Below are 26,677 nucleotides of genomic sequence, written 5' to 3' on the forward strand. Positions count from 1 at the left end.
ACATACCGCTGGTGTACCAGTTGTGCCGCCAGGCGCATCGCTGGGTAGCTATGTATGGATGAGATAAACGCTGAAAGCATCTAAGTGTGAAACTCGCCTCGAGATGAGATTTCCCATTCCTATATGGAAGTAAGACCCCTGAGAGATGATCAGGTAGATAGGCTGGAAGTAGCAGCGCCGTGAGGCGTGGAGCGGACCAGTACTAATCGGTCGAGGACTTAACCAAGTTGAAAACGTGGTTGTTTCCGTGGAAAGTAATTGATGATATCTAGTTTTGAGGGAATAAGTTCTCTTATAGTGTGGTGGCGATAGCCTAAAGGATACACCCGTTCCCATGCCGAACACGGAAGTTAAGCTTTAGCACGCCGATAGTAGTTGGGGGATCGCCCCCTGCGAGGATAGGACGTTGCCACGCGATTTGGAGGATTAGCTCAGTTGGGAGAGCGTCTGCCTTACAAGCAGAGGGTCACAGGTTCGAGCCCTGTATCCTCCATTTGAGCCGTTAGCTCAGTTGGTAGAGCATCTGACTTTTAATCAGAGGGTCGACAGTTCGAGACTGTCACGGCTCATTCACCTTCGGGTGTTGAGTAATATGATACAGAATGATACTGACTATGCCGACTTAGCTCAGTTGGTAGAGCACCTGTCTTGTAAACAGGGGGTCGGAAGTTCGAATCTTCTAGTCGGCATTTAATTTTGCGGAAGTAGTTCAGTGGTAGAACATCACCTTGCCATGGTGGGGGTCGCGGGTTCGAATCCCGTCTTCCGCTTAGTACCGAAAGGTATTAAGCTTCAATTAGGTAGCGTTTTGCACCCATAGCGCAACTGGATAGAGTGTCTGACTACGAATCAGAAGGTTGTAGGTTCGACTCCTACTGGGTGCATTTAACGGGAAGTAGCTCAGCTTGGTAGAGCACCTGGTTTGGGACCAGGGGGTCGCAGGTTCGAATCCTGTCTTCCCGATTAAATAAGAATATTTTATTTAACATTTCGCGGTGTAGCTCAGCTGGCTAGAGCGTTCGGTTCATACCCGAGAGGTCGAGGGTTCGATCCCCCCCGCCGCGATTTGGACTTGGACTGGACCTTTAGCTCAGTTGGTTAGAGCAAACGGCTCATAACCGTTCGGTCGTAGGTTCGAGTCCTACAAGGTCCATTACCAGAAGGACTATTGTATTTGTTTTATGGAGGATTACCCAAGTCTGGCTGAAGGGAACGGTCTTGAAAACCGTCAGGTGAGTAAAATCACGCGAGAGTTCGAATCTCTCATCCTCCTTTGTTCCTTAATATTATCGCGGGATGGAGCAGTCTGGTAGCTCGTCGGGCTCATAACCCGAAGGTCGCAGGTTCAAACCCTGCTCCCGCAATTTGGTCCGTTGGTCTAGTTGGTTTAGGACGCCTGCCTGTCACGCAGGAGATCACGAGTTCGAGTCTCGTACGGACCGTTGTTACGCTCCTCAGCGAAGTGTAGCAACCATAACATTTCTAAATGGCAAAATGGCTCGGTAGCTCAGTCGGTAGAGCAATGGATTGAAGCTCCATGTGTCGGCGGTTCGATTCCGTCCCGCGCCATTAAGTATATCTCATTATAATGCGGGTATAGTTTAGTGGTAAAACCACAGCCTTCCAAGCTGTTGTCGCGAGTTCGATTCTCGTTACCCGCTTATATGGGCCTATAGCTCAGCTGGTTTAGAGCGCACGCCTGATAAGCGTGAGGTCGATGGTTCGAGTCCATTTAGGCCCATTATGGAGAAGTACTCAAGTGGCTGAAGAGGTGCCCCTGCTAAGGGTATAGGTCGCGGAAGCGGCGCGAGAGTTCGAATCTCTCCTTCTCCGTTTAGTTATGACCCGTTGGTCAAGTGGTTTAAGACACCGCCCTTTCACGGCGGTAACATGGGTTCGAATCCCGTACGGGTCATTGTTTCACAATTTAATATTATCGCGGGATGGAGCAGTCTGGTAGCTCGTCGGGCTCATAACCCGAAGGTCGTAGGTTCAAACCCTACTCCCGCAATATTTGGTCCGTTGGTCTAGTTGGTTTAGGACGCCTGCCTGTCACGCAGGAGATCACGAGTTCGAGTCTCGTACGGACCGTCAGTGAGGTCTTCCTTGTTGGGGAAGGCTTTTTTGTTGTCTTCATTTTGAATAGCCCAAAAGAGACGCCGGGGATTACCCCGCGCCTCTGAGGCATCGTTACCTGGGCGTCTAAGCGGATGCTTGTTGCAGATAGTGCCGCAAACGGTCGTCATGGGCGAAGAGATACAGCCCCTTGACCCCGCGTTTCATTAACACGTTGATCGAGTTTAAAATCAACTGTTGCTTGATGTGAATGAGCTCCTGCGGGTCGGTCAAATCCGCCCGTTTCTTGAAGGCCTCGACGTCCGTATAGCGGTCGAGGTGAATCACCAAGTGATTGTGGTCATCCAGTCCGATAGGGGGACCTAGGATGATGCCCACGTAATTCAGGTCAAAGCCTTGGCAGGTATAAATCGACCCAACTTCGTTAATCGTCTGCGGAAGCTCGGCCCAGGGGGTGCTGGTGTAGTTGTACTGGTCCCAGGGCAGGTGAAACTGACCTTCCGTCACGTAATGCTTACCGCCATCTAGCGTAGACGGATAGCCGGAGGTGGCGACGATTCGGGATAGGCCGACCTCCTGATTTCGCCGAACCACGGCTTGCCGCATCTGTTCGGCATCGTCGAAGACGCGTAAATCATAGTTGGGGCCGGCATCGCGGGGGAGCGGGCGGAGCTGCTGATGGGTGAACGCATTGATCCAGCGGACCAGAGCATCGCTGGCCTGCATCCGAAATTGATGCGTCAGACGATACGTTTCGTGCGGAAAGGGGGCAATCAAAGATTCGAGGCGTTGTTCGGTCCAGAAGCTCTTCATCCGCAGAACCTGAGTCTCATCGAACACCACGATGATGACCTTGGCTGCGGCCATGAGGGACGCTAGCTGATTGTCACCGTAGAAATTATTGTAGTGATCGGCCTGCGACAGGAGCAGGTGGGCCTCGTCAATCACCAAGACATCCGGATGAACCCGCCCCTTGGCAATCTGATTAATCAACGAGGTCGGCCGTTGAAAGTCTTTTTTGAGTAGATGGGACTGGCTCCCCGCAATCTCGCGATAGACCTTGAGAATTTCCGGGTGATTGACCAGAAAGTAATTTTCGGTCTGGGCCAGAGCCCCGGTCGTTTGCGTTCGCGCCGCGACTTGAAGTTGGTTGAAGAGGTGAGCGAGCACCACGCTCTTCCCGGTTCCCGCATCACCGTAGAGGGTGAAGAGGGCCGGACCTGGCGTCCGTAAATGCCGGGTCGTGAAGTCTAAAATGTGGTGTACGAGTGCTGCTTGTTCCGCGGTCAGCGGGAGATCCGGAGAGATCTTATCCGTGGCCGCGTTACTGGTTTGGCTAAGCAATTCATCGCCTACTTTCTAAAATGAAGAATAAGACCATTGTAACGCGAAGTGCTGGCAAATGAAAAACCCTTCATTCTCAGAAGGGCTTTTCTCAATCTTCATTTTCATGGGCCTTTTTCTTCGCCGGGGCCTGTTGATAGGTGGCTGCATGATAATTGTTCAAGGTTGTCGCGTACTTGGTGAAGGGCGAGAACTTGTTGGAGCGGCGCCAAATCATAAAGGCATCGCTACTGTCCCAGATGGTCATCAGGACATATTCGCCGCTGTTCTTCAGCTTAGAGAGCACCAGCATCGCGGTCATCCCAACCGGGAGGGGGTCGGCCGCAATCTTATTGACCTCGCCCTCGAAGACCTTGGCACTTTCAACATCTAAATTGAAGTAATTAAAACTGAAAAAGCCGTGCCAGTTCGGTTGCCCATGTTCAATCTTAACCTGATAATCAAGGTGACTCGTGAAGACGCTGTCTTGTCCCGAAATATCTAACAGTTGTAAATCCTTGGCGCCACCCGTGGCAGCTAACAGAACAAACTGACGGTCGGGATTTTGGTGAACAATCTTATCGAGCAAATCCCTGCTACCAAACGTTAATGATAATTTGTGAAGCATGATCATCCCTCCTGACTTGGTTTCACTTCTATTATAAGGTTATTGCCGCGGAAATGCGAAACGTTTACACTCTCCATCTCACGCGCTACACTAACAGTAGACTAATTTGAGAGGATGATTCGATGCAATTGACTGTATTAGGCTGTTATGGGGGATATCCGCACAACGGGATTGGGACCAGTAGCTATCTGATTACCAGCGGCGACTACCACTTACTGTTGGATTGCGGAAGTGGGGCCCTCTTGGCGCTAGAAAAGCAGCTCAGTCCGCTACAATTAAGTGCCGTCTTACTGACGCACTACCACCACGACCACACGGCGGACCTCGGCGTTCTACAATACGAGTGGCAGTTGGCGCCGGGCGCTAAGGCGGAACCGTTACTGCCAATCTATGGGCATACCGCGGATCCCCTGAATTTTGGCAGCTTAACCTGGCCGGATTCAACGGTGGGGCGCGCCTACAATCCGGCGGCTCCCCTAACATTAGGGCCACTGACCATCACCTTTATCCCCACCCACCATCCGGTTCCGGCCTACGCGCCTCGTATCACGGAAACGGCGACCGGCAAGACTCTGGCGTTCACGGCAGATACGGCGGTCTTTGACGGGTTGACCGATTGGGCGCAGGACGCAGATGTCCTCTTGGCGGATACCAATTTCTATGCCGACCATCAAGGCCCGGCCTGGCATTTAACCTCGACGCAGGCCGGGACACTGGCCCAACAAGCGGGGGTTCATCGGCTACTACTGACGCATCTACCGCAGACCGGTGATCTCCAGCAGTTGGCGACCGAGGCTCAGACGGCTGCCGGTGCGACTATCCCGGTCGAAGTCGTCCAGCCTCAGTTCATTTATAAAATCTAATGTAAATAATTCGTAAAATATAAATTGCTTATCATCTTTTTATAGACTAATGCTTTATTATCCGTCACTATTTCTATAATTAATATACAAATGGGTATCTACTGTTTATTATTTGTTTTTCAAAAAAGTCTTTTCTTTCTAGAATAATGCGGTATAATGGGTTTATTAAATAATTTATGCCAACAGCGAGGGAGGAAAAGATTATGACAGTCACGCTCTACACATCACCGAGTTGTACATCTTGCCGCAAGGCGCGGATCTGGTTCGAAGAACATGGTATCGCGTATCGTGAACAGAACATCTTCTCCGAGCCCTTAACGATTAATCAGATTAAATCGATTTTACGGTTAACGGAGGACGGCACCGAGGAGATTATCTCGAAGCGCTCGCGGGTTTACCAGAATTTGACGGTTGATCTCGATGATTTACCTTTACGCAAATTATATGAATTCATCCGGCAAAATCCCGGAATTTTACGACGGCCCATTATGGTTGACGATCGGCGGCTTCAGGTTGGCTTCAACGAAGAAGAGATTCGTCGGTTCTTGCCCCGTGAAGTTCGTGAGATGGAGCTCCAACGGGCACAACGATTAGTAAATGGTAACGAATAAGCTTAATTAGTTGCATCTAACTGGATTTGTGAGAGAATATTACTTGCAGTCCAGTTTTTTTGTTATGATTACTTTACAAGTAAAATAAAATGGCTAGAATGAGAAACAAGGACAATACCCAACCCACGAGAAAGGGGTGTTATTCAATGGAAATGGAACGAATCAATGAGAATACGATTCGGGTGGTTATTGGCAACGATGATCTGAGCGAGCGCGGTATTACCGTTTTGGATCTATTGGGCAACCACAAACAAATCGAAGGCTTCTTCTATAGCATTTTAGAAGAGGTCGATGTTGACCACCAATTTCAAGATAACGATGCGGTCACTTTTCAGGTGCTACCGAATCGCAATGGTCTTGAGTTATTTATCAGTAAAAATGCAGATGAGGACGGTGCTACGGACGTTAACGTCACGGATGCCAGCGTCGATAGCAATCACCCCGATCAAGTGTCGGATCAGATTAAAGCCCACTTATTAGAAAAGGATGGGCAAAAGGATTATTTCTCAAATTACAAGTCAAGTACGGCGAGTGACTCCAACGATATCGAGGATTATCTAAACGATGATGGTCAGCCGACCACCACGCGGGTCGTCCGCTTGCATTCGTTTGAGGATATGATTAGCCTAGCCCGGGTATTGCGGCTGGAAAATGCGGCCTCGAACCTTTACCAATACAAAGGTGTTTATTATTTGGAATTGATCTTCTTTGTCAACGAGTCTTCCCGTGAGTCGATTAAGGACGAATTATCGGTGGCGTACGAATACGGCGACAGTACCAAGGTTGCCCCGGACGTCTTGGCTGAACACGGTAAGTTAATTATGGAGCACAGTGCCCTAGAATTGACGCGGTTTCACTTTCTAAGTGACTAGGTCATGGGCAACTCGAGAAAGTGCGTCTCCCAGTGGGGAGGGGCACTTTTTTTAGACGTCTTGTATTTTTTCACTAATTTATAAGGAAAACGGCCCCTAGAATTTTAATGAGAACCTGCTATAATGGTTTATCGGACGAATTAAGAATAAAACGAATTATCTGGATAAGTTTTAAGACTTGGGCGGGGCGTTGTGCCGCCGGGGAGGTAACTGATGAGTCTCGGACAATTAGAATACTATCTCCTGTGGGCCAGTGCCGTGATGGCCGTCATCGTGGTGGTGACGATCGCGATTTACTATTGGTATTCGCGGAAGACCCGCAACAATTACTTGGAGAATGACGAGATTGAGCTGCGGTACTTTATTCAAAAGCAGGTCGACTTTCGTGGGATCACGACTGGTTACGAGTGTCTCTTACGCCAACACGATTGGGATGGCTCGTGGTCGTTGCCGCAGAAATTAGATTCACTGCCGCTGCAACGGGTCATTTTTCTCCTGACGGACACCTTCAAATCCTTACCGGAGGAGCCCATCACGCTGTCGATTAATTTAGAATTTGACCAAATTATTAGCCCGGACTTTCGGTACTTCGTGCGCTGGGCGCTGTCGCGAATTGCGCCAATGAAGCTGGCCGTGGAGTACACGGTCGGTCCCGACCAACCCCGTCACAAGCGGGGTATCTTTCGGCGACGAATCCGGGAAGCCCGATCCTACGGCATGCAATTCGGAATTGATAACGTGGGGTCCTCGTTGAATAACTTAAAAAATATTGAATGGATTCTACCCGAAGTGGATTCGCTGAAATGTTCCATGCGGAGCTTTCGGAAGACGGACCCCAACGAGTGGCTGGATCTGAACCTCCAGTTTTGGAACCGGTTGTCCCAGCAGAACCACATCGAATTGATTCTGATGGGGATTGAGAATGAAGCGGATCAACAATTAGCGGATCAATTGAAGATTAAGACGCGGCAGGGGTACCTCTTTTCTCGGCCGGTGAATCCGCACGAAGGGAGTCGTCATGGCTAGGAAGAATCGCCAACAACTGTATACCGATGCGTACTTTGAGAAGGGCCACTGGGGCTTGAAGATTCGCCAGACGCTGGTGGGCCTGCTGGGGTGGGTGTGCGTCTTTGTCCCCATCGTGATTACCGTCCTGTCCTTTTGGGCGTCGTACAATCCCCACATCATTCACCTGTGGTCTTACAATGAGGGAATTTTTGAGATTAAATTCATCGGCATTATCCTGCTGTTTTGCTTCGTTCTGGTCTCGTTATTTGCGGTGGGGATGACCATCATTCAGAACCGCAAGCGCGACCGGGTCGTCGAGCAATGGCCCACGTTTAATCCCATCAATCAGCGTAAGCGCGAGGACCAGCTGGGAAAATTCATGGACCAACGTTTCGGCGACCAAGAATTTCGCGAGAACGTCCGCCACTACCAGGTCAAGCCGGAACAGAACCTGGATACCGATCAGATTCACCAACTCTATGAGCAACATGACCTCGATGACTTGGACGACTAGGGAGGCAACTCGTGACTAACATTTTTATCGATAGTCTCTTGCGGGCGACCGTGGGGAAGACCATCTTCAATATTTTCCTGCTGATTCTGTGCCTCTATCCCGTGGTGGGCTCGTTCTTCTGGTTCGCCGGGGCCCTATCGTATCGTTTTCTCAAGACGAACAAGCGTGATGACGCGGCACGCTACATTCCCGTGGAATACCAACCGATGGTGACCATCATGATTCCGGCCCATAACGAGGAGGTTATGATTGAGGAGACCATCACCTATTTATTTGAAGAATTGAACTACGACAACTATGAGGTGCTGGTCATGAACGATGGGTCGACCGACCGGACCGGAGAGATTATTACCCGGTTACAGGCGAAGTACCCGCGCCTGCGGACGGTTGAAATTCTCAAGAATAAGGGGAAGGCCCACGCCTTTAATATCGGGATGTACTTTGCCAAGGGCGATTACATTCTCAGCAACGATGCCGATACGATTCCCGAGCCCGATGCGCTGCTGAAATATATGAATTTCTTCATGCGGGACCGCGACATGAATACCTCGGCGGTGACGGCCAACATGGACGTGCAGAACCGCTCGACGTTGTTGGGGAAATCCCAAACCGTCGAGTTCACCAGCATCGTTGGTGTTATTAAGCGTAGCCAGACGGCGGTGAACGATTCGATGTACGCCTATAGCGGGGCGAACACGCTGTACAAGAAGGAATTTCTCATCGACGTTGGCGGCTTTCGTCAGAATCGGGCCACCGAGGACATCAGTATTGCGTGGGACCACCAGATGCTGGGCGCGGTGCCCCGCTTTGCCCCCAACATCATCTTCCACATGAATGTGCCCGAGACCATTCGCGACCTGTACCATCAGCGAAAGCGTTGGGCGCAGGGCGGAACGGAGGTCTGGTTGACCAATATCAAGAAGTTTCTCCGGCACCCGGTGGAACACCGTTATCAATGGTCGATGTTTGTGGATTCCACATTATCCATCATCTGGTCGTTTTTCTTCACGATCACGTCGATTGCCTTCATCGGTTTAATGCTGTATTTTCTCTTAACCGGCGACTACGAGCGAGTGCTTCACGGCATTGTGATTTCGTTTATCTTCGTGACGTTTGAGATGTTTGCGGGCTTCATGCAACTGCTGGCGGCCCTTTTACTGGACCACCACGGGGCCAAGCTAAAATACCTCTTCTTCGCGCCGCTATACATGTTGTTCTACTGGATGGTCAACCCAATTACCGTGGTGATGACCTTTATCCCGGCGCTCAAGACGATTCTGGGATTCGGCTCCGGCACGTGGGTGAGCCCGAAACGCCAGTCGATGAAGAAGTAATTAGGTAGAATGGAATCGACTTTCTTTCAACCTTTACTTAGGATGCACGACCAAGGGCCCGGAAAAATTTTCCCGGGCCCTTGGTCGTGCTTATTTTTAAAAATTCATGGGCCCACCAACCTCGTTCGCTACCGGCGTTCAATAGCTAATAGGAATGGTGGGTGGTGAATCTGATTGATAAAGCCATACTGCAAGACCTGATACGTTTTCTGGGGGAGCTGCCGACAGAAGTCGACCACGGCTTGCCGCTCCGTTTGACCACCGGGATGGCCGGAATAGACCACGAGGATGATCCGACCGCCGCGTGGTAGGTGGTTCAAGAGCGCTTTGACGGCGGTTAGTGTGGTGCTCGGCTTGGTAATCAGGTCCTTGTCGCCGCCCGGTAAATACCCGAGATTGAAGACAGCCCCGGTGACGGTCGTGGTCGGCGTCAGGAATTCTTCGACGTTTTCGTGACCGGTCGCGTGCAGCGTGACCTGGGGTGCCAGGCCGGTCAACGTCAGCTGCGTCTGGGTTTCCTTGAGGGCGGCCGCTTGGATATCGAAGCCCATGACGTGGCCGCTGGGACCCACGAGGTTAGCGAGAAACAGGGTGTCGTGGCCGTTGCCAACCGTGGCATCGACCACCGTATCGCCGGGCCCCACACATTCACTGAGCAAGGTATGACTATAGGTTAAAGCATTGGGTAAATTCACTATAATTCATCTCCAAAACGGGTTAAGTACCATTGGGTGACGGTCAACAGGACGAAGCCTAGCGACCAGCCGGCCACGACATCGCTGGGGTAGTGAACGCCAACGTAGACCCGAGTCAGGCCGATGACGACGATCCAGATGCTGAGGACGCCGATGAGGAGCCAGCGCCAGCAGCGATGCCGCCGTAACGTCCAACCCAGCAGGACAATCAGCGTGCCCCACAGAAGCATGGCCGTGATGGCATGGCCGCTGGGAAAGCTGTAGGAACTGGCGGCGACTAACCGGTCAACGGTCGGCCGGTCGCGGCGAACGATGTGCTTAATGATACTATTTCCGATGCCGGCCCAGACGAGCACGTTCCAGCCTAGAAATAGGGCACCCCGCGTCCGCCGGGCAATGACCAACCCGGCGATGGCAATCAGGGTTATCCAGGTCACCGGCTGGGGATTTCCCGACGACGTGACCGCGATGATCCCCTGTGTGAGCTGATGGGAGAGGGGCTGGCGGACCAGCCCGATGACGAACCGGTCGAAGGCGTGAAGCCAGGTTTGCTGGTAGACGACCCCAATGAGATCGAGTAAAAAAATGAGGCTAGCGGCGATGGTGAACCGCCAGCGAAGTTTGGATATGGGTGGCAATGGGTTGCCTCCTTTACAATAGACGTCAGAAACTAAATCCGGTGCGTTCACCGGTGACTGACGGGGTTAGCGGCCGGACCAAGTCAGTCGCGGTCGCGAGATACTCGCGATAAAACACTGTCATTAGTATAGCACATCGCCTGGCGGGACTTTACGCGCGGGTGATGCGGAAAAACTGCTCAAAATTATGGCGTTAGGTGAGAAGAATCCAGCGAGGCCCCTTGCTTTTCTAAAGGGGGTTTGCTAAGATTAAAGCAATTTGATTCTTCAAGACGTTGACGAGAAGTAGTAGTCCTAGGGAGTATTTAGAAAGCGGATGGTCGCTGCAAATCCGTTACTTCAGGGACGAACTTATCTCCGAGTCATTTCTGCCGCAAGGTGGGCGTTTGGCGACGTTATCAGCCGGAATGAGCCTCGAAACTGTTTCGAGGAAATGTAGGTGGTACCGCGCTTAGACGCCCTGCAGGAGCCCATTTTGGGGTTGCTGGGGGCTTTTTTTGTGGCACGACGTTAATTGAGAAAGGGAGCGCTATTTTTGGCTTATAAACACGAAATAATCGAACACAAGTGGCAACACTACTGGCGCGTCAACGAAACATTTAAGACGGCCGACAGCCAGACGAAACCCAAGTACTATGTCTTGGATATGTTCCCCTACCCATCCGGGCAAGGCCTGCACGTGGGGCATCCAGAAGGGTACACGGCAACCGACATCATGGCCCGCCTGAAGCGGATGCAGGGCTACAATGTCTTACATCCAATGGGGTGGGACGCCTTCGGTTTACCGGCCGAACAGTACGCCTTAAAGACCGGGCATAACCCTAAGGACTTCACGGCCCACAACATCAAGAACTTCAAGCGGCAAATTCGCTCGCTGGGCTTCTCCTATGACTGGAGTCGCGAGGTCAACACGACCGACGAATCCTTCTACAAGTGGACCCAATGGATCTTCGAGCAGCTTTACAAGAAGGGCCTGGCCTACGAAGACAAGATCATGGTCAACTGGGCGCCCGACTTCATGGGTGGGACCGTTGTGGCCAACGAAGAAGTCGTGGATGGCAAGACGGAACGGGGCGGTTACCCCGTCTACCGCGTCCCAATGCGTCAGTGGGTGCTGAAGATTACGGCCTATGCCGACCGGTTGATTGATGACTTGGACGACCTGGATTGGCCGGACAGCATCAAGGAAATGCAGCGAAACTGGATTGGCCGTTCCGAAGGGGCCAGCGTCTTCTTCCCAGTTGCTGGACAGGAAGACACCAAGGTTGAGGTCTACACGACCCGTCCCGACACGTTGTTTGGGGCCACTTACATGGTCTTAGCACCGGAACACGCCTTGGTCGACCAAATCACCACGCCGGAACAAGCCGACGCCGTGAAGGCCTACAAGGAAGCCATTGAAAGCAAGTCCGACTTGGAACGGACCGACCTGAACAAGGACAAGACCGGGGTCTTCACCGGTGCATACGGCATCAACCCACTGAGTGGTCAGAAGCTCCCAATCTGGATTGGTGACTACGTCCTCGCTTCATACGGGACCGGGGCCATCATGGCTGTGCCGGCGCACGATGACCGGGACAACGAGTTTGCCCGCAAGTTCAATCTGCCGATTACCCAAGTGATTGCCGGGGATGACGACACCGATGTTCAAAAGGCCGCTTACACCGGCGATGGTGAACACATCAATTCCGACTTCATGAATGGTATGGATAAGCAGACGGCCATCAAGGCGGCCATTGATTGGCTGGAAGAACACAAGGCCGGCCACAAGCAGGTTAATTTCCGGCTACGTGACTGGATCTTCTCCCGGCAACGTTACTGGGGTGAACCCATTCCAGTCATTCACTGGGAAGATGGCGAAACCACGTTGGTTCCAGAAGACGAATTGCCGTTGAAGCTACCCGCAGCTAAGCAACTCGAACCTTCCGGAACCGGCGAGAGTCCACTGGCGAACCTGGATGACTGGGTAAACGTTGTGGATGAGAACGGGCGTAAAGGAAAGCGGGAAACCAACACCATGCCGCAATGGGCTGGGAGTTCTTGGTACTTCCTGCGTTACGTTGATCCCCACAACGACCAGGCGATTGCCGATCCCGACAAGCTGAAATACTGGATGCCGGTCGACCTCTACATCGGGGGTGCCGAACATGCCGTCTTGCATTTGCTCTACGCACGGTTCTGGCACAAGTTCCTCTACGACCTCGGCGTGGTCCCAACCAAGGAGCCTTTCCAAAAGCTGGTTAACCAGGGGATGATTCTGGGAACGAACCACGAAAAGATGTCCAAGTCCAAAGGGAACGTCATCAATCCCGATGAGATTGTCGAGAAGGATGGGGCCGATACCCTGCGGTTGTATGAAATGTTCATGGGCCCACTGGAAGCTTCCAAGCCATGGAGTACGGAAGGTATCAACGGCTCTCGTCGCTGGTTAGATCGGGTATGGCGGTTATTGATCGACGATAACAACCACCTGCGTGACCGGGTCACGATGATTAACGATGGTAAGTTGGACAAGATCTACAACCAGACCGTGAAGACGGTGAGCGAAGACTTGGAAGCCATGCACTTCAACGTGGCGATCTCGCAACTGATGGTCTTCGTCAACGAGGCCTACAAGGCGGACAGCCTCCCATTGCTGTACATGGAAGGCTTCGTCAAGATGATCTCACCAATCGTGCCGCACATTGCCGAAGAACTCTGGTCACTGATGGGCCATGACGAGACGATTGCTTACGAGAAGTGGCCAACCTACGATCCAAAGCAATTAGTCGAAGACGTGGTTGAAATGGTCGTTCAGGTCAATGGTAAGGTCCGGGCGCACTTGAAGGTCGCTAAGGATGCCGCCAAGGATGATATCGAAGCCCAAGCCTTGGCCGACGATACGGTGAAGACCCATACCGATGGCAAGACGATCCGTAAGGTCATCGTGGTGCCGGGTAAGCTGGTCAACATTGTTGCTAACTAAATTTTAAACAGAACTTAGTGCCAGTCACTTTCCTAATCGGGAGGTGGCTGGCACTTTTTGGTTGGTCGCGGTGGGAAAGCGGGGGATAATGAAAGGCGAGGTTGAGCGCGTGACAGTTGCTAAACGGTTTGGAGCTCATGACCAGGGAACAAAAAAATCCGGCGTATCCACGGAGGATTTGCCAGATTTGATGAATCAGTCTAAAGGTTTAAGGGTAAATTACCATCTTGTTCTGTTCGCTAAAACTGGTGAAACCAGGAGCCTGCGCCTGCCAGGGGTTCAGCCGTGGGAGTTCCCTTAGTGGCACGGTTCATGCCGTTTAGGGAATTGGCGTCTTTGAGACGCGGGTTATCGGCTCAAAGCGAGGTTGAGACCGATCCGGTCCGCCCACCGCGCTCCAACCCCTATTTGGCGAACGGTAAGGCGGCCGCTTTCCACTATGAAATTGTAAACGACTAAGATTAATATAGCGAAATAGTTTTAGCCGATTTAAGCCTACCGCCGCCGGTGCCGCACGAACGTAAAGAAATGAAGGATGCTGGCCAGCAGCACGTAGAAGATCACCACGAAGGTGACATACGTCAGCCAGAACTTTCCAGCCGCAAAGACGCCGAACCACCAAGCCTGCAGGCCCATGGTGATCAGGGCCATGACGGCAATCATGAAGAAGAGCAGTATGTAACGTTTCAAGGTATTATCATCCTTTCGTGGTCGGTTGGCAATCTTTCGGGAGAGTCGGTGACATTCGGCCAATTTACTTTCCCGTGGCGCGTGGGTGCCCCAGGTGCCCGTGCCGACGAATTCGCCAACTTTAATCAAACCGGCGCCGGTCAGAACACGGTCAATCGTGACGAAGGTCTGGTCGGTAATGCCGGTGAAAAAGTTGTCCGTCGAGCTGATGAAACAGGTGGTCATGCTAAGATAGTGCTTGTTCTGGTATTTTCCGGGTAGGGTATCGGCCTCAGCGGTCATCCGGACCAACCGGAAACGCATGCAGTCAAAGAACTGCTTCATTACGCCGGGCATGCCGCCCCAGTAAGTTGGGGCACAGACGATCCAGAAGTCGCTGGCGGCCATCTTGGCCTCAATCTCATCGAGGGCCGGACAGGACTGTTCCTTGGTGTCCGGATAAATATCGTAATCGCGCAGGAAGACCGTCTCGACTTCCGCGGATTCTGGTAAGCCGTCGAGCACGGCTTGGAGGTAGCCCGCCGTGATGCCGTGGCGCTCGTGGCTACCCAATAATGCTAAGTAACGCAAAGCCATCGCCTCACTTTTAATCATTTCGGTCAGTTGGCTAATGGAAACGTAACCAATGACTATATAACCAGTATACCGCATGCGCTTCTAAAATTAAGAATTTTGTTTGGGGGATTGACCTTTTGGCCGGGGGAGTCGAACGTCACGGGCAATCATGATGGCCGTTAACCAAAAAGCCCTCGCGGACCAACCGGTCAACGAGGGTGCACCACAAACATTTATTGCAATAATTCCGTTAGAATAGCGAAGAAGCGATGACGAACAACTTCGTCTTCGCCAGCCTTAGAGAACTGGTAGTTGAGTAAATGACGGTCAAATTCGTGGAAGAAAACGTCAGCCATCGTTTGATAATCGCTATCATTGGTCTGGTCGATCCGCTTAAAACTACGCCAGGTTGCATAAATTAACTGTGCGTCCGGTACCTGCGCTAACTCTGGAAAATGTTGCCGAATACTTTTGGTCATCCGCACAACCTGTTTCGCTCTTTCCGGGGACATCTGCATCTCCGGAGCTGCCGTTTGCGTCATAATGGCATTCCTCCTTGAATAATCTGTTTCTTGACTACCTCCAGCATACCACTGTTCGGCCCATCCGGTAAGCAATCGGCTGGGGTCCCCGTCGAGATTTCCAAATCTTTACCGAAACCTGATATTTGTGCGTTCGAAGCTATGGTATAATGTTAGTTTGATTAGCTGGCCGTTTTCGCCAGCTTAGGTGACGTTGAATTTAAAAAGTGAAAGTAGGGTGTCAAATGTCGGCAAGGTCTGATCAAACAGGCAATCAACCCGTGAATGCGAAAGATCAAATGGTCGCGGGTTCCGCGTGGATGACGGCCGGGAGTATCTTCTCTCGGATTCTCGGCGCAATCTATATCGTTCCTTGGAGTATTTGGTTTGGCTCGTTCTTCCTGCAAGCCAACGCGCTGTACGGGAAGGGGTATAACATTTATAGTTTCTTCCTGATTGCGGCAATCGCCGGGGTTCCCTCCGCGATTGCCAAGCAGGTGGCCCACTATAATGCGCTTAATGAATACGGCATCAGTGTGCGCCTCTACAAGCGTGGGTTGGTGATTGCCATTCTCACGGGGGTCAGCATTGCCTTACTGCTGTTCTTGGGCGCACCGCTCTTCACGGGTGGCGACAAGAACTTAATTCCGGTGCTCCACTCGCTGGCTTGGGCGATCCTGATCATCCCCACGATGAGTCTGACCCGGGGGTACTTCCAGGGATTCCAGCAGATGGCACCTTCCGCCATCTCACAATTTGCCGAGCAACTGGCCCGCGTGGTCTACATGTTAGCCACGGCCTTTATCATCATGTACGTGATGAAGGGCGATTGGGTGTCTGCCGTGTCGCAATCCACGTTAGCCGCCGCTGTCGGGGCGTTGTGTGGGCTAATTATTCTCGGCGTCTACTACTGGCGTCGGCGTGATTATTTCCGCGGCTTGGTGGCCGGGAGTAACGAAGAATTAGTGGTCCCCGCCAAGCAACTCTATAAAGAAATTATTGCCCAGGCCGTGCCGTTTATCATCTTGGGTGCCGGCATTACCATCTTCCAATTGATTGACCAGTACACCTTCGCACCGATCATGCATCTGGCGGGCAATTATTCGGATGCTTACCTAAACGATCTCTTCGCGCTGTTCGGAGTGAACGCCAACAAATTAATTATGATTACCATTTCGCTGTCCTCGGCTTTGGCCGTGACCGTGGTGCCTCTGCTATCGGAGGCCTACACGCGCGGCAACAAGCGTGAGATTTCGGGGCAGTTGACCAACGCCTTTCTGATGTTTGAATTCGTCATGATTCCCGCCGCGTTGGGGATGGCCGCCGTTGCTCGGCCCTTAAACATTGTCTTTTACGGTCAAACGCAGGAGGCGCTGGGGTCGTCAATTCTGGCCTTCTCATCGTATCTCTCAATTCTGTTGGGCCTGTACACCGTGGTCTCTGCGCTTATGCAGGGGATTTCACAGAACCGGCGCGCCGTTCATTACTTTGCGGTCGGCACGGTGGTCAAGTTTATCGTCCAATGGCCGTTGGTGTACTTCCTGGGAGCCTTTGGACCTTTAGTCGCCACCGGAGTTGGTCTGTTTGTGACCTGTTATCTCATCATCCACTCGCTGGACGTGCAGTTCGGGATTAACTACGCCACGATTGCCAAGAAAACCAACGGCATCCTGCTGGCCTCTATTGGGACCTTTGTTATCGCCCGCGTGGTGGTGATGCTAGGTAGTCTGGTCGGCAGTAACGGTCGGGTGATTAGCTTTGTCGTGACGGCAATTGCGGCCGTCTTGGGTGGGTATTTCTACGTTTACCTGATGTTGAAGAGTCGCTTAGCCGATGCGATTATTGGGGATCGCGTGGCCGGCTTACGGCGGCGGTTGCACATTCACTAGGAGGCAATTGCGATGAATATTGAACGGTATTTAAATGATCATCGGCAGGGCACGCCGCGGCAAATCCTGCGGTTGCTCCGCCAGGGCCGGGTCACGGTCAACGGCGACCTCGTGGATTCCCCACTGGCGACGGTGGCCAAGGCCGATCAAGTCCGCGTGGACGACACGGCCGTTACCGGGCGTCAACCCCAATACTTAATGTTTAATAAACCCATTGGCTTTCAATTGAGCATGGACCCGACCACTGCGCATAGCCTGGGAAGCCTGCTCAATGCGTTGGACCGGGTGCGGCCCTTAAAGGCGTTGGCGGACCTGCCCAAGGAAGCCACTGGCCTGGTACTGGCCAGCGATGATGAGCACTTTTTGGCCGATGTTGAGGCCCAGGAGTGGGTCAGCACGTTGCGGTGCCAACTGAGCAGCGTGGTTACCGAATTGCCGGAGTTACTGGCGGACCTGACCTTTGAGTGGGTGCAAGTGACGCCGGATGAGGTGCATCAAGTGACCACGGTCACCGTGCGGACACGCGACCTCACGGCGGCACTGGCGACGTTGCTCGACCTCAAGCAGTTGAACGGGCCCGTTAGTCGCATCGCGTACGGGCCGTTGCGGTTGCCCGCCGACTTGTCGGTGGCGTCCTATCGCGGCTTGTTCCCGGTGGAAATCGATGACTTGAACGGCCCGCTCGAAAACGATCCCGCGGCATCGCCGTTGCAGGAGTAGTCGAGAGGGGATTGGAACCGGCCTGGCCGCCTAAGCAACGACTGATTCTGGCGAATAGGGATCAAGATGATTCAATCGCTATTACTGGTCACCTGCGTCTGTCAGGGATTCCGGCGCTGTGGGGACCGCCTGCGGCCTGAGAAGCGGTCCTCCGGCTCGGCTTGAAGCCCGACAAAATCCGTCGGTCTCCAAACGCGTCCCGCGCTGTAAGCTGACCCAAAACGTCAGCTAACACCGCTGTCACGGCTACCTCCATCCCTGACTGCCTCTGGTTAAGATGGTTGAAGGCCATAAAAATCGCGCGACCATCGCTGGCATGACGGTATTCAGCCGCCATAACGGTTGATTTCCTGCGTAGCCGTGAGTGAGTCAAACTTGGTCTGAGCCGTGGGATTCTCCCAAGTGGTTCATTTGGGAAAATGGCGACTTTGAGACGTGGGCTGTCGGCTCAAAGCGAGGACCAAGACCGAGCTTCGGCTTGGTCCGGTCCTCCCCACCGCGTTCCAGACCAAATTTGGCGAACGGTAAGGCGGCCAGTAAAAACAATTGAAAGATAAAGAAAATGGGCAATGGCCATCGTGGTCGTTGTCCATTTTTTCGTGGCATTCGGGTTTAGACCAAGGCCTCGTGTTCCTTCATGAAGCGCGGGAGCTCGTCGATGATCTGGTGCGGTAAGACCACGTATTGATGCTGAGCCAGCTCCTCGGCGATAGCGCTGTGGCTGTAAACCGCGGCCAAAACGGCATCGGTAGCGTTGGCGAACTGGGCCACGAAGCCGCCTACCATGCCAGCGAGCGTGTCGCCCATACCACCGGTGGCCTGTGCCGGCGTTCCGAGCGGATTCTCGTAGACGGCCGTGGGCGTGTAGATTTGCGTGCGGTGGGATTTGACGACCACCGTGGCGTTTAGTCGCTGCACGACTGGTTGATTGTTAGCGACCGTCTGATCGGCGATGGGAATCCCACTGAGGCGTTGCCACTCCATCTGATGCGGCGTGAAAATGAGGTGCGCGGCGGGCAAGGCGAGGTGGTGTTCGGCAATCAGCGTAATGGCCGAGCCATCGATGACGAGGGTTTGGGTGGGCTTAATGGCGGCAAAAACAGTCTTGAGTGTGGCCAGGCTAGCCACATCGGTGCCCAATCCGGGACCGACGATGACCACATCGGCCGAAGTGGTTAAAGATTTCACTTGTTCATGATCGCGCATGTCGGCAAACATGGCTTCGGGGAGTCGCGCGTGCAGACTGGTCTGATTGCTGGCATCGGTTAGGGTGGTAACCAGGCCGGCACCGGCATAGACGGCCGCCGCGCTCGCCATGAGAATGGCGCCACCGAAGTTACGGTTACCCCCGACGAGGGTGACCCGACCGTAAGTCCCCTTATAGCTGTCAGCGGGGCGTTGCCGAATGGTTTTGGTGAGAATGGATTGCGAGAGCGTTTCCATGTGAATTCCTCCTCAAAATTGGTTTCGCTTTCAGTATAGCATTTTAGTGGTGGAAAACGGCTTACAATTCGGCGGCAGTATGCTAAAATTAGGATCAAGTATACTTTGGACAGTGTTGTGGTCCGAAAAAATTATAAGGAGGTCCAATCATGGCAATTGATTGGCAACAGTTATCTGAACAGTACCGCGAGGACTATGTCGCTGACTTAACGACGCTGGTCGGCATCGACAGCGCACGGGATGATTCTCTGGCAAGTGCAGACTATCCCCTCGGACCCGGTCCGGCCAAGGCCTTAATTGCATTCTTAGATTTGGCCAAACGCGATGGCTTTACGGTTAAAAACCTCGATAATTTAGTTGGTTACGTGGAATACGGTGAGGGTGACGAGACGCTGGCGATTCTAGGTCACGCCGACACCATGCCCGGTGGTAAGGGCTGGCACACCGATCCGTTCACGCTGACCAAGAAGGACGGCAACCTGTACGGTCGGGGAACTTCCGACGACAAGGGGCCTGCTTTGGCCGCCTACTATGGCTTGAAAATGATGAAGGATCAGGGCATTCAACCGACCAAGAAGATTCGCTTTATCATCGGTACCGATGAGGAAAGCGATTGGACGGGGATGCACCACTACCTCGACCTGGAACCCGCACCGACGTTGGGCTTCTCACCCGATGCCGAATTTCCACTGATTAACGGTGAAAAGGGTAACGTGACGTTTGAAAGCCACTTCGGCGGGGCCAACGGTGGTCGTGTGACGCTGCGGGACTTCGAAGCCGGCCTGCGTGAAAACATGGTGCCGCGGGACGCTGAAGCCACAGTGGTGACGGCCGATGCGGACCAACTGGTGGCGGACTTCAAGACTTTCTTGGACCAAGCACCGGTAACCGGGACCGTTGAACCCACCAGTGACGGCTTGCATTTCCAAGTGACTGGGAAGGCCGCTCACGGCATGGAACCTAAGAACGGGATCAACGCCGGAACCTACCTGGCCAGTTTCCTAACGACCTACGACTTCGGCGGCGATGCCGAGGACTTCTTGGCCTTGTTAGCCAACGAGCTGCACGACGATTCGCGGGCCCACAAACTAGGACTGAACTTTAACGATTCAGTGATGGGCGATCTCACCATGAACGTGGGGATCATGACCTTTACCGCGGATAAGGGGGGCTTGATTAACACCAACTTCCGTTATCCAACCGGGATTGGGGCCGCCGAGATTCTGGTCGGCCTGCAGAAGGCCACGGCGATGATGAACGTCGATATCCAGCAGGGACGGGAAATGGTTCCCCATTACGTGGATCCTAGCGATCCAATCGTCACCACGCTGATGGACGTTTACCGGCAACAGACCGGGGATACGGACGCCCAGCCAGAAGTCGTGGGTGGCGGCACTTACGGTCGACTGATGAAGCGTGGTGTGGCCTTTGGGGCGTTGTTCCCCGGCACGCAAGACACCATGCATCAGGCCGATGAGTTCCAACCAGAAGATGATTTGATTAAGGCGATGTCCATTTATGGGCAAGCGACCTATGAGTTAACGAAATAGGGTTGCGAGAAGCACCCACAAGGGAGTGGTAAAGATGTCCGAACGCTACGAGCGAATTCTAGTGGGGGTGGACGGTTCCCGGCAAGCCAAACGCGCGGTGGAAAAAGCCATTGCGGTGGCTGTCAGAAACGAAGCTGATTTAATTATTGTCACCATTATGACGGGTGGCGATTACGTGGGAATCGGCAACAATACCAAGGTCGGTTTCGGCTTTGTTGATCAGGAAGTTATGGATGAGGCCCGCCAACGTTCGGAACAGACCGTCGACGCATACCGGAAACAAGCCGAAAAAGCCGGCGTCAAGCACGTTGAAACGTCCGTTTACTACGGGCACCCCAACATCGACTTGGCCAAGACCTTGCCGCAGGAGTACGGTGCCGACCTGATCATGATTGGGGCGATTGGCTCCAACGTGGTCGAACGGATGTTGATGGGGTCGACGGCCAGTGCGGTCGTGGCCAACGCCGTGACGGACGTATTGATTGTCCGTACCGACCTGCAGAATCATTCCACCAAGTTTAAACACCTCTAGACGTTTAAAGCTAAGCTACAGCGAGAAGAGTCGTCCGGTGACGGGCGGCTCTTTTGGTACCGTCACTTATTACTAACTAAAGTGGTCGCCTTACCGTTCGCCAAATATGGGTTGGATCGCGGTGGGCATTAAAAAAGCGGCCCCATCGACAAGTGATGGACCGCGGAGTTGACGCAAGGTAAATTTTAAAGACGGTGAATATCGAGGACGCTACCAGTATTCGCATCGGCGACGAATTGGTATTGCACCAATTTATCATCCTCGTAGCGGGTGATACCGCCGTAGTAGACGCGGGACTTCACCGCGAATTTTTGAAAGGGTACCGCGTGTTTTTCAATCCAGGCGCCTTCGATGGGAGATTCTTGGCGGAACTGATGCTTGACCCGTTCTAAAATATTGTCGGGGTTCAGACGTGATCCGCCACCAAAGAAGCGCGTGATGAAAATGCCCATGAGACCCCCGAGTACCCCGGTAAGGCTCAGTTGATAAAGTTGTCCGTTTCTAGCAGTCATCCTACCGCCTCCTTAGCAGTTGTTTTGTAAGACGTGTAAACGTTCTATCTGCCCCTAGTATAACAATGTTTGCGGGGAAGTTCCCGTAAAAAGGTAGAAAAGTTTGGAAAAAAGATGACGTGAGGGAGTTAGCCGCGTTTGATTCACGAGAGCACCGTTACAATTGAACTGGTGCGCGTTGTCTCGGACGATTAGCGGGTGCTCGAGTTTGCCCGGTCACTTCATTTTCCCAGCCGCTAGCCTTGCAATTTCGCCACTTCCGGTAATCGGGAGCTAAAATTTTGTAATCCCCCGGCCACATTGCTATAATGATGATTGTGTATTTTTTAAAAACTTAAATAAAGGAGTGCTTACCTCATGGAACAATTACCCAAAATGTCAGCCACTGATTTGAAAGACGTCGTGAAAGACGGCAAAACCATGTTATTCTTCTCCGCGACTTGGTGCCCGGATTGCGCCTTCATCAAGCCAGCCATGCCCGACATCGAAGCTGAATATCCTGATTTTAAGTTTATTGCGGTCGACCGTGATGAAAACATTGACCTTGCCGTTGAACTGAACGTCTTCGGTATTCCTAGTTTCATCGCTTACTCGGAAGGTGAAGAGATCGGCCGGTTAGTGAATAAAGATCGTAAGACTAAGGCTGAAGTTGAAGAATTTATCAATTCATTGGCAACTAACGCCGATTAAAACCGTTGGAAAGGATCCCACATGTTAATTGCTAGTTACAATCCCCAAGAATTAGGGGACACTTTGATTGTTATCGTTGCTCAAGACACCCCACAGCAGGCCCACACCGTTCGTGACGGCATCGCGCGTATTTACGATACCGAAACGGAAAAGACGTTAGGCTACAACTTCTTGGAAATTTCCAAGATTTTGCCGAATATCAGTGGTAACGGCCAAGTCATGTTGACCGTTGACGATGTTGCCGCTCTGAATGCCGCCTTGGAAGACGCCGGCTTCAACGGCGAACTGGAGGCGCAAACGGAATCCAAGTTTATCGTGGGTTACGTAAAGTCGGCCAAGCCGCATCCCGATTCCGACCACTTGTTGGTTACGGAAACGGTGGTGGACCAAGACCAATCGCTCCAGATTGTCAGTGGGTCACCGAACATGCAAAGCGACATTAAGGTCGTGGTCGCCAAGGTTGGTGCCATGATGCCGAATGGTTTGATTATTTGGCCAGGTGCCTTGCGGGGCGTTGAAAGTGACGGGATGATCTGCTCCGGTCGTGAGTTGGGATTAGCCAACGCACCACAGAAGCCGGGGGCCCTGATCTTGCCGGATGACTACGAGGTTGGCGAACCGTTTGATTTCGAACGCGGCCAAACCATCTTCACGGCTTAAAAATTTATTTAATAAGTAGGATGAAAGCGGGATTGCCCTTGTCGGCACCCCGCTTTTTTGTGTACAATAGGGGAGATTGGCTTTAACCACTCTTGGCAAACTGGTCAGTTTTTCACGCGACCAGCTACATCCGGGCGACACGCGATAGCAACCGTTCGATTGGACCCGGCCAACCGTAGGCGTGAAGCAATCTTTGCCTTATTTATGAACTAATCAACTAGTCTCTGACGACTAGATTAAACCGATAATCAGGGAATGAGTTAACCAGCCGCGTGTCTTGGCGGCGTCTCCTCCCGTAGCGTTGAAATTCGGCAGGTGCGGTGTGCACCCGTCAAGGAGGAAGAAACATGGAGCACTATGATGGACCGGCCTTTTTCCGGAAATTCGCGGTAAAGCCGAGCCCCGAACAATTAGAAGATACCACGGCGGAACGAGCTCAACGTTCCGTCAAGCAACGGCGTGAGCGTAACGATCGCTTGCGATTGCGTGAAGAACGTGAGAATCAACGACGGCAGGCGGCTCAACAGTCGCCTCGCCAATCCGAGGAACCAGCCCGCTCGGCGGCCGTCACGTCCGCGCAGTCTGCCGCGGCTAGTGTAACACCGCACAGTAGTGCCGAGAATTACCGGCCGTTTCAGGTCACGCCAATTCCGAAGCAATTGCATTGGTCACGCCCGACCTCGGCATCCCGGCGGCGTTATCGGCGGTTAATTAAGCGCTTGGAGAAAGCCGACAGTAGCTTCCTCCTCTTTGGTGCGGCCGCTGAAACGGAAATGGTGTCGGATGCGCCAGTGGCGGCGAGCCAGGCCGAACAATCCAGTGCGGCGACCCCTGTGGCCGAAAAAGTCACGGACGAGGTCGAAAATATGCCGTCCACCGCGCCAGAAACGATGTCTACTGCCGCTACGGCAACCAGTCGGGCGGCTTTGACTGCTGACGCGTCTGCCGAGTCCGTAACGCGCCCGACGCAAAGTGATAGCGCCGCCAACCTCAGCGCTATAGCTGACACCGAAACGACCGCGGAAACAGTGGCGGCCGATTCATCCGAACCTTCAGCGGCAGTGGCGGCACCGACCGAAATCTTTTATCCCCAGTCTCAGACCGCAACGTCGGCAACACCGGCGTCGACGGCTTCGAACACCGCGACCAGTACGGCTAGCTCGGTAGTCAGTGGGGCAGGGGACTACCTGCCGGTGGGGATGCAAGCACCAACGTCTGCTGTTGCTTCGTCTGCCGAGTCGGCCGCGGCGCAGACATCCGACACCGCCACCAGGGAGTCTAGCGTTGTGTCCACCGCCACGACTGCCCAGTCCACCGCGGATTCCGCGGCGACCGGTGTGGTGAGTTCCGCGGCAATGATTCGCTCAACGGCGCACTTAGCCGTCAGCTCAGCGGCAGGAACGCCGGCCAGTGTGGCCTCGACTAATCACCAGCCGGCCGTCACGGCCGATGCCACGACGCGTCGGGTGTCGACCTCCGTGGCCGACTTAACCGCAACGTCGGCGTCCATGCCGGCTTCATCTGTCGCGGTGACGGCAAGCACGGCGTCGTCAGCCGCGGCCGAGTCGACTGCGGCCCGGCCATCGGAGGTTAACCAACTTCTTGACCGCACCCAAGCCACCGATCGACCGGCTGCTCAGACCACGACCAGTTCGGAAACGAAGACCCCGGCCAAGCCGAAGCCCAAGCCAACGCGTGGATTGGGCCATTCGCTGGGAGACATCATGCAAGAGGAAGGCAACGACCAACGGAACCTGGCCTTATTCGATCGCCCGGATACGCCGGCGGTCTCGGCCGAAGATGCGACCGCGGCCGACCGCGGCTATCATTTCCCGGACGTGAGCCTACTACCCAAGCCTGTGGTGCCCGACGAGGAAGCCCTGGACGAATGGATTGAACACCAAGCGGAGGTGCTGGACGCCACGCTGAGTGCCTTTCACGTGGACGCCCACGTCACCGACTGGACGGTTGGGCCGACCGTGACGCAGTTCCAGATTAGCCTGGCACTAGGCGTCAAGGTCAATAAGATTACGAATTTAAACGATGACTTAAAGCTGGCCTTGGCCGCGAAGGACATCCGGATCGAAGCGCCAATTCCGGGGAAGACCACGGTCGGTATTGAAATTCCTAACGTCAAATCACGACCGGTCATGCTCTCCGAAATCTTGAATTCACCGGCCTTCAAGAAGAGCGAGTCGCCGCTAACCGTGGCCCTCGGGGTCGATTTATTTGGCAAACCCCAGGTTACGGACCTACGGAAGATGCCGCACGGCTTGATTGCCGGGGCCACGGGATCCGGGAAGAGTGTGTTCATCAACTCCTTACTCCTGTCGATTCTGTACAAGGCGACGCCGGCGCAGGTCAAGCTCCTGTTGATTGACCCCAAGGCCGTTGAAATGGCGCCGTACGACGGCTTGCCTCACCTGCTGTCACCCGTGATTTCCGATCCGAAGGCGGCCGCGGCGGCCCTCAAGTGGGTCGTCACCGAGATGGACCAACGTTACGAGAAGCTGGCGGCGGCCGGGGTCCGGAACATCGAGCAGTTCAACGACCGTGCCGATGCTAACGATGAACCAAGTCTGAAGATGCCCTATATTGTCATTATTATCGATGAATTGGCCGACCTGATGATGATGGCCGCTAGCGAGGTTCAGGACTACATCGTCCGGATTACGCAAAAGGCCCGTGCCGCCGGGATTCACCTGCTGGTTGCGACCCAACGGCCAAGTGTGGACATCGTGACCGGGACCATCAAGAACAACATTCCTACGCGGATTGCCTTCATGGTTTCCAGCCAGATCGATTCACGGACCATCTTGGATACGGCCGGCGCCGAAAGCCTGTTAGGCCGCGGGGACATGCTGTACCTCGGCAACGGGGCCAGTCAACCGATGCGCCTACAAGGGGCCTTCGTGGAATCCGAAGTCGATGCCATCACGGACTTCGTGCGCACGCAGGGTAAACCGCATTACGCGTTCGAACCCCAGGGCTTGCTCCAACGAGAAACGGCCGAGGAGAATCAGGACGAGTTGTTGCCTAAGGTCCTGGCCTATATTGCCGAGGAAAAGACGGTGTCGACTTCTAAGCTCCAACGGGTCTTCTCGATTGGCTACAATCGTGCGGCCAATTTGATTGACGATTTGGAACAACACCACTACGTCTCGCCGCAACATGGTTCCAAGCCGCGTGAGGTTTATCTCACACCGGATGATCTGGGGAAGGACTTGCCGGAACCGCACGATAAAGATGCACCGTCTTCATTGTAAAGTGAATAGACCTCACCTCGTTTTAAACGCACTCTGGCTTTTAAGGGGTGGGGGGATATGCTAGAATGGAAAAAGAGTCACTCGTACGGTTTTGCTGGTGTCCTGTGGCCGGACCGCAAAGA

General features: G+C 53.4%; 22 protein-coding genes, 18 tRNA genes, 2 rRNA genes and 1 other annotated feature. Of the genes, 34 read left to right on the top strand and 8 right to left on the bottom strand.

What is annotated here, in order from left to right; all coding sequences use genetic code 11:
* From V8I28_RS00005 to V8I28_RS00100, 20 genes are all read left to right on the top strand, one after another.
* A 23S ribosomal RNA gene (locus tag V8I28_RS00005) occupies positions 1-226 on the top strand; the annotation flags it as partial.
* A 72-nt stretch (positions 227-298) separates the two neighbouring features.
* Positions 299-415: ribosomal RNA gene (rrf, locus tag V8I28_RS00010) — 5S ribosomal RNA — on the top strand.
* A gap of 5 nt (positions 416-420) precedes the next feature.
* A tRNA-Val gene (locus V8I28_RS00015) sits at positions 421-493 on the top strand.
* Positions 494-496: 3 nt separating this feature from the next.
* Positions 497-569 (top strand) — tRNA-Lys (locus tag V8I28_RS00020).
* Positions 570-616: 47 nt separating this feature from the next.
* A tRNA-Thr gene (locus V8I28_RS00025) sits at positions 617-689 on the top strand.
* Positions 690-698: 9 nt separating this feature from the next.
* Positions 699-770: transfer RNA gene (locus tag V8I28_RS00030), tRNA-Gly, on the top strand.
* 40 nt (positions 771-810) lie between these two features.
* Positions 811-884, top strand: a tRNA-Arg gene (locus V8I28_RS00035).
* Between the two features lie 5 nt (positions 885-889).
* Positions 890-963, top strand: a tRNA-Pro gene (locus V8I28_RS00040).
* A 28-nt stretch (positions 964-991) separates the two neighbouring features.
* Positions 992-1,065: transfer RNA gene (locus tag V8I28_RS00045), tRNA-Met, on the top strand.
* 14 nt (positions 1,066-1,079) lie between these two features.
* Positions 1,080-1,153, top strand: a tRNA-Ile gene (locus V8I28_RS00050).
* A 30-nt stretch (positions 1,154-1,183) separates the two neighbouring features.
* Positions 1,184-1,273 (top strand) — tRNA-Ser (locus tag V8I28_RS00055).
* A gap of 17 nt (positions 1,274-1,290) precedes the next feature.
* Positions 1,291-1,364, top strand: a tRNA-Met gene (locus V8I28_RS00060).
* A 3-nt stretch (positions 1,365-1,367) separates the two neighbouring features.
* Positions 1,368-1,442 (top strand) — tRNA-Asp (locus V8I28_RS00065).
* Between the two features lie 54 nt (positions 1,443-1,496).
* Positions 1,497-1,569: transfer RNA gene (locus V8I28_RS00070), tRNA-Phe, on the top strand.
* Positions 1,570-1,590: 21 nt separating this feature from the next.
* Positions 1,591-1,661 (top strand) — tRNA-Gly (locus tag V8I28_RS00075).
* 5 nt (positions 1,662-1,666) lie between these two features.
* Positions 1,667-1,741 (top strand) — tRNA-Ile (locus tag V8I28_RS00080).
* 4 nt (positions 1,742-1,745) lie between these two features.
* Positions 1,746-1,833, top strand: a tRNA-Ser gene (locus V8I28_RS00085).
* 9 nt (positions 1,834-1,842) lie between these two features.
* A tRNA-Glu gene (locus tag V8I28_RS00090) sits at positions 1,843-1,915 on the top strand.
* Between the two features lie 22 nt (positions 1,916-1,937).
* Positions 1,938-2,011: transfer RNA gene (locus V8I28_RS00095), tRNA-Met, on the top strand.
* A gap of 5 nt (positions 2,012-2,016) precedes the next feature.
* A tRNA-Asp gene (locus V8I28_RS00100) sits at positions 2,017-2,091 on the top strand.
* 111 nt (positions 2,092-2,202) lie between these two features.
* Here V8I28_RS00100 and V8I28_RS00105 read toward each other — a convergent pair.
* Entirely contained in the window at positions 2,203-3,420 is a 1,218-nt protein-coding gene (locus V8I28_RS00105) for a DUF2075 domain-containing protein (RefSeq protein WP_341778108.1), read from the bottom strand.
* Positions 3,421-3,511: 91 nt separating this feature from the next.
* Positions 3,512-4,027, bottom strand: coding sequence for an antibiotic biosynthesis monooxygenase family protein (locus V8I28_RS00110; protein ID WP_341778109.1), 516 nt, complete (start codon positions 4,025-4,027; stop codon positions 3,512-3,514).
* Positions 4,028-4,149: 122 nt separating this feature from the next.
* On the opposite strand from V8I28_RS00110, the gene V8I28_RS00115 reads away from it, so the two are divergent.
* From V8I28_RS00115 to V8I28_RS00140, 6 genes are all read left to right on the top strand, one after another.
* Positions 4,150-4,890 (top strand): MBL fold metallo-hydrolase, encoded by a 741-nt coding sequence (locus V8I28_RS00115; protein WP_341778110.1) that lies wholly within the window; start codon positions 4,150-4,152, stop codon positions 4,888-4,890.
* 203 nt (positions 4,891-5,093) lie between these two features.
* Positions 5,094-5,501 carry a transcriptional regulator SpxA gene (spxA, locus tag V8I28_RS00120; RefSeq protein ID WP_341778111.1) on the top strand — a complete coding sequence of 136 codons (408 nt, stop codon included), beginning with the start codon at positions 5,094-5,096 and terminating at the stop codon, positions 5,499-5,501.
* 146 nt (positions 5,502-5,647) lie between these two features.
* Entirely contained in the window at positions 5,648-6,373 is a 726-nt protein-coding gene (locus tag V8I28_RS00125) for an adaptor protein MecA (protein WP_341778112.1), read from the top strand.
* 213 nt (positions 6,374-6,586) lie between these two features.
* Positions 6,587-7,399, top strand: coding sequence for an EAL domain-containing protein (locus V8I28_RS00130; RefSeq protein WP_341778113.1), 813 nt, complete (start codon positions 6,587-6,589; stop codon positions 7,397-7,399).
* A complete protein-coding gene (locus tag V8I28_RS00135) occupies positions 7,392-7,895 on the top strand; it encodes a hypothetical protein (protein WP_341778114.1) in 504 nt (167 codons plus the stop codon). Before V8I28_RS00130 ends, V8I28_RS00135 begins: the two co-directional genes overlap by 8 nt.
* Before the next feature lie 11 nt (positions 7,896-7,906).
* A complete protein-coding gene (locus V8I28_RS00140; protein ID WP_341778115.1) occupies positions 7,907-9,229 on the top strand; it encodes a glycosyltransferase family 2 protein in 1,323 nt (440 codons plus the stop codon).
* A 128-nt stretch (positions 9,230-9,357) separates the two neighbouring features.
* On the opposite strand, the gene V8I28_RS00145 is transcribed toward V8I28_RS00140, so the two are convergent.
* Both V8I28_RS00145 and V8I28_RS00150 read right to left on the bottom strand, forming a co-directional pair.
* Complete coding sequence (locus V8I28_RS00145) at positions 9,358-9,924, bottom strand: class I SAM-dependent methyltransferase (RefSeq protein WP_341778116.1); 567 nt, start codon at positions 9,922-9,924, stop codon at positions 9,358-9,360.
* Positions 9,924-10,562 (bottom strand): phosphatase PAP2 family protein, encoded by a 639-nt coding sequence (locus tag V8I28_RS00150; protein ID WP_341778117.1) that lies wholly within the window; start codon positions 10,560-10,562, stop codon positions 9,924-9,926. Before V8I28_RS00150 ends, V8I28_RS00145 begins: the two co-directional genes overlap by 1 nt.
* A gap of 266 nt (positions 10,563-10,828) precedes the next feature.
* Positions 10,829-11,028: a binding site (T-box leader), on the top strand.
* Between the two features lie 69 nt (positions 11,029-11,097).
* Here V8I28_RS00150 and leuS point away from each other — a divergent pair.
* Complete coding sequence (gene leuS / locus V8I28_RS00155) at positions 11,098-13,527, top strand: leucine--tRNA ligase (RefSeq protein ID WP_341778118.1); 2,430 nt, start codon at positions 11,098-11,100, stop codon at positions 13,525-13,527.
* Positions 13,528-14,022: 495 nt separating this feature from the next.
* On the opposite strand, the gene V8I28_RS00160 is transcribed toward leuS, so the two are convergent.
* Together V8I28_RS00160 and V8I28_RS00165 are read right to left on the bottom strand one after the other, a co-directional pair.
* Positions 14,023-14,787, bottom strand: a complete 765-nt coding sequence (locus tag V8I28_RS00160) for a flavodoxin family protein (protein WP_341778610.1) — start codon at positions 14,785-14,787, stop codon at positions 14,023-14,025.
* 218 nt (positions 14,788-15,005) lie between these two features.
* Positions 15,006-15,314, bottom strand: a complete 309-nt coding sequence (locus tag V8I28_RS00165) for a hypothetical protein (RefSeq protein WP_341778119.1) — start codon at positions 15,312-15,314, stop codon at positions 15,006-15,008.
* A 224-nt stretch (positions 15,315-15,538) separates the two neighbouring features.
* On the opposite strand from V8I28_RS00165, the gene V8I28_RS00170 reads away from it, so the two are divergent.
* Positions 15,539-17,182 carry a putative polysaccharide biosynthesis protein gene (locus V8I28_RS00170; RefSeq protein ID WP_341778120.1) on the top strand — a complete coding sequence of 548 codons (1,644 nt, stop codon included), beginning with the start codon at positions 15,539-15,541 and terminating at the stop codon, positions 17,180-17,182.
* Positions 17,183-17,194: 12 nt separating this feature from the next.
* Complete coding sequence (locus V8I28_RS00175; RefSeq protein WP_341778121.1) at positions 17,195-17,902, top strand: 16S rRNA pseudouridylate synthase; 708 nt, start codon at positions 17,195-17,197, stop codon at positions 17,900-17,902.
* Between the two features lie 612 nt (positions 17,903-18,514).
* Here V8I28_RS00175 and V8I28_RS00180 read toward each other — a convergent pair.
* The gene (locus V8I28_RS00180) at positions 18,515-19,345 is read right to left on the bottom strand and encodes an NAD(P)H-hydrate dehydratase (protein WP_341778122.1); all 831 of its coding nucleotides are present in this window, start codon (positions 19,343-19,345) and stop codon (positions 18,515-18,517) included.
* A 149-nt stretch (positions 19,346-19,494) separates the two neighbouring features.
* Here V8I28_RS00180 and pepV point away from each other — a divergent pair, with 149 nt between their 5' ends.
* Together pepV and V8I28_RS00190 are read left to right on the top strand one after the other, a co-directional pair.
* Entirely contained in the window at positions 19,495-20,895 is a 1,401-nt protein-coding gene (gene pepV, locus V8I28_RS00185) for a dipeptidase PepV (protein ID WP_341778123.1), read from the top strand.
* A gap of 34 nt (positions 20,896-20,929) precedes the next feature.
* Entirely contained in the window at positions 20,930-21,427 is a 498-nt protein-coding gene (locus V8I28_RS00190; RefSeq protein ID WP_341778124.1) for a universal stress protein, read from the top strand.
* Between the two features lie 185 nt (positions 21,428-21,612).
* Here the strand turns inward: V8I28_RS00190 and V8I28_RS00195 are convergent, their stop codons facing one another.
* A complete protein-coding gene (locus V8I28_RS00195; protein ID WP_233669901.1) occupies positions 21,613-21,939 on the bottom strand; it encodes a PepSY domain-containing protein in 327 nt (108 codons plus the stop codon).
* Between the two features lie 357 nt (positions 21,940-22,296).
* Between V8I28_RS00195 and V8I28_RS00200 the strand changes: the two genes are divergently transcribed.
* From V8I28_RS00200 to V8I28_RS00210, 3 genes are all read left to right on the top strand, one after another.
* Positions 22,297-22,629, top strand: coding sequence for a thioredoxin family protein (locus V8I28_RS00200; protein ID WP_341778125.1), 333 nt, complete (start codon positions 22,297-22,299; stop codon positions 22,627-22,629).
* Positions 22,630-22,650: 21 nt separating this feature from the next.
* A complete protein-coding gene (gene ytpR / locus V8I28_RS00205; protein ID WP_341778126.1) occupies positions 22,651-23,289 on the top strand; it encodes a YtpR family tRNA-binding protein in 639 nt (212 codons plus the stop codon).
* A gap of 347 nt (positions 23,290-23,636) precedes the next feature.
* Positions 23,637-26,555, top strand: coding sequence for a DNA translocase FtsK (locus V8I28_RS00210; protein WP_341778127.1), 2,919 nt, complete (start codon positions 23,637-23,639; stop codon positions 26,553-26,555).
* The last annotated feature ends 122 nt before the right edge of the window (positions 26,556-26,677 follow it).

The sequence above is a fragment of the Levilactobacillus sp. HBUAS70063 genome, assembly GCF_038374745.1.
GTDB lineage: Bacteria > Bacillota > Bacilli > Lactobacillales > Lactobacillaceae > Levilactobacillus.

Coding starts and splice junctions, on each gene's coding strand:
- V8I28_RS00110 (WP_341778109.1), bottom strand. CDS start 4,027: ATGCTTCACAAATTATCATTAACGTTTGGTAGCAGGGATTTGCTCGAT.
- V8I28_RS00115 (WP_341778110.1), top strand. CDS start 4,150: ATGCAATTGACTGTATTAGGCTGTTATGGGGGATATCCGCACAACGGG.
- spxA (WP_341778111.1), top strand. CDS start 5,094: ATGACAGTCACGCTCTACACATCACCGAGTTGTACATCTTGCCGCAAG.
- V8I28_RS00125 (WP_341778112.1), top strand. CDS start 5,648: ATGGAAATGGAACGAATCAATGAGAATACGATTCGGGTGGTTATTGGC.
- V8I28_RS00130 (WP_341778113.1), top strand. CDS start 6,587: ATGAGTCTCGGACAATTAGAATACTATCTCCTGTGGGCCAGTGCCGTG.
- V8I28_RS00135 (WP_341778114.1), top strand. CDS start 7,392: ATGGCTAGGAAGAATCGCCAACAACTGTATACCGATGCGTACTTTGAG.
- V8I28_RS00165 (WP_341778119.1), bottom strand. CDS start 15,314: ATGACGCAAACGGCAGCTCCGGAGATGCAGATGTCCCCGGAAAGAGCG.
- V8I28_RS00170 (WP_341778120.1), top strand. CDS start 15,539: ATGTCGGCAAGGTCTGATCAAACAGGCAATCAACCCGTGAATGCGAAA.
- V8I28_RS00175 (WP_341778121.1), top strand. CDS start 17,195: ATGAATATTGAACGGTATTTAAATGATCATCGGCAGGGCACGCCGCGG.
- V8I28_RS00180 (WP_341778122.1), bottom strand. CDS start 19,345: ATGGAAACGCTCTCGCAATCCATTCTCACCAAAACCATTCGGCAACGC.
- pepV (WP_341778123.1), top strand. CDS start 19,495: ATGGCAATTGATTGGCAACAGTTATCTGAACAGTACCGCGAGGACTAT.
- V8I28_RS00190 (WP_341778124.1), top strand. CDS start 20,930: ATGTCCGAACGCTACGAGCGAATTCTAGTGGGGGTGGACGGTTCCCGG.
- V8I28_RS00195 (WP_233669901.1), bottom strand. CDS start 21,939: ATGACTGCTAGAAACGGACAACTTTATCAACTGAGCCTTACCGGGGTA.
- V8I28_RS00200 (WP_341778125.1), top strand. CDS start 22,297: ATGGAACAATTACCCAAAATGTCAGCCACTGATTTGAAAGACGTCGTG.
- ytpR (WP_341778126.1), top strand. CDS start 22,651: ATGTTAATTGCTAGTTACAATCCCCAAGAATTAGGGGACACTTTGATT.
- V8I28_RS00210 (WP_341778127.1), top strand. CDS start 23,637: ATGGAGCACTATGATGGACCGGCCTTTTTCCGGAAATTCGCGGTAAAG.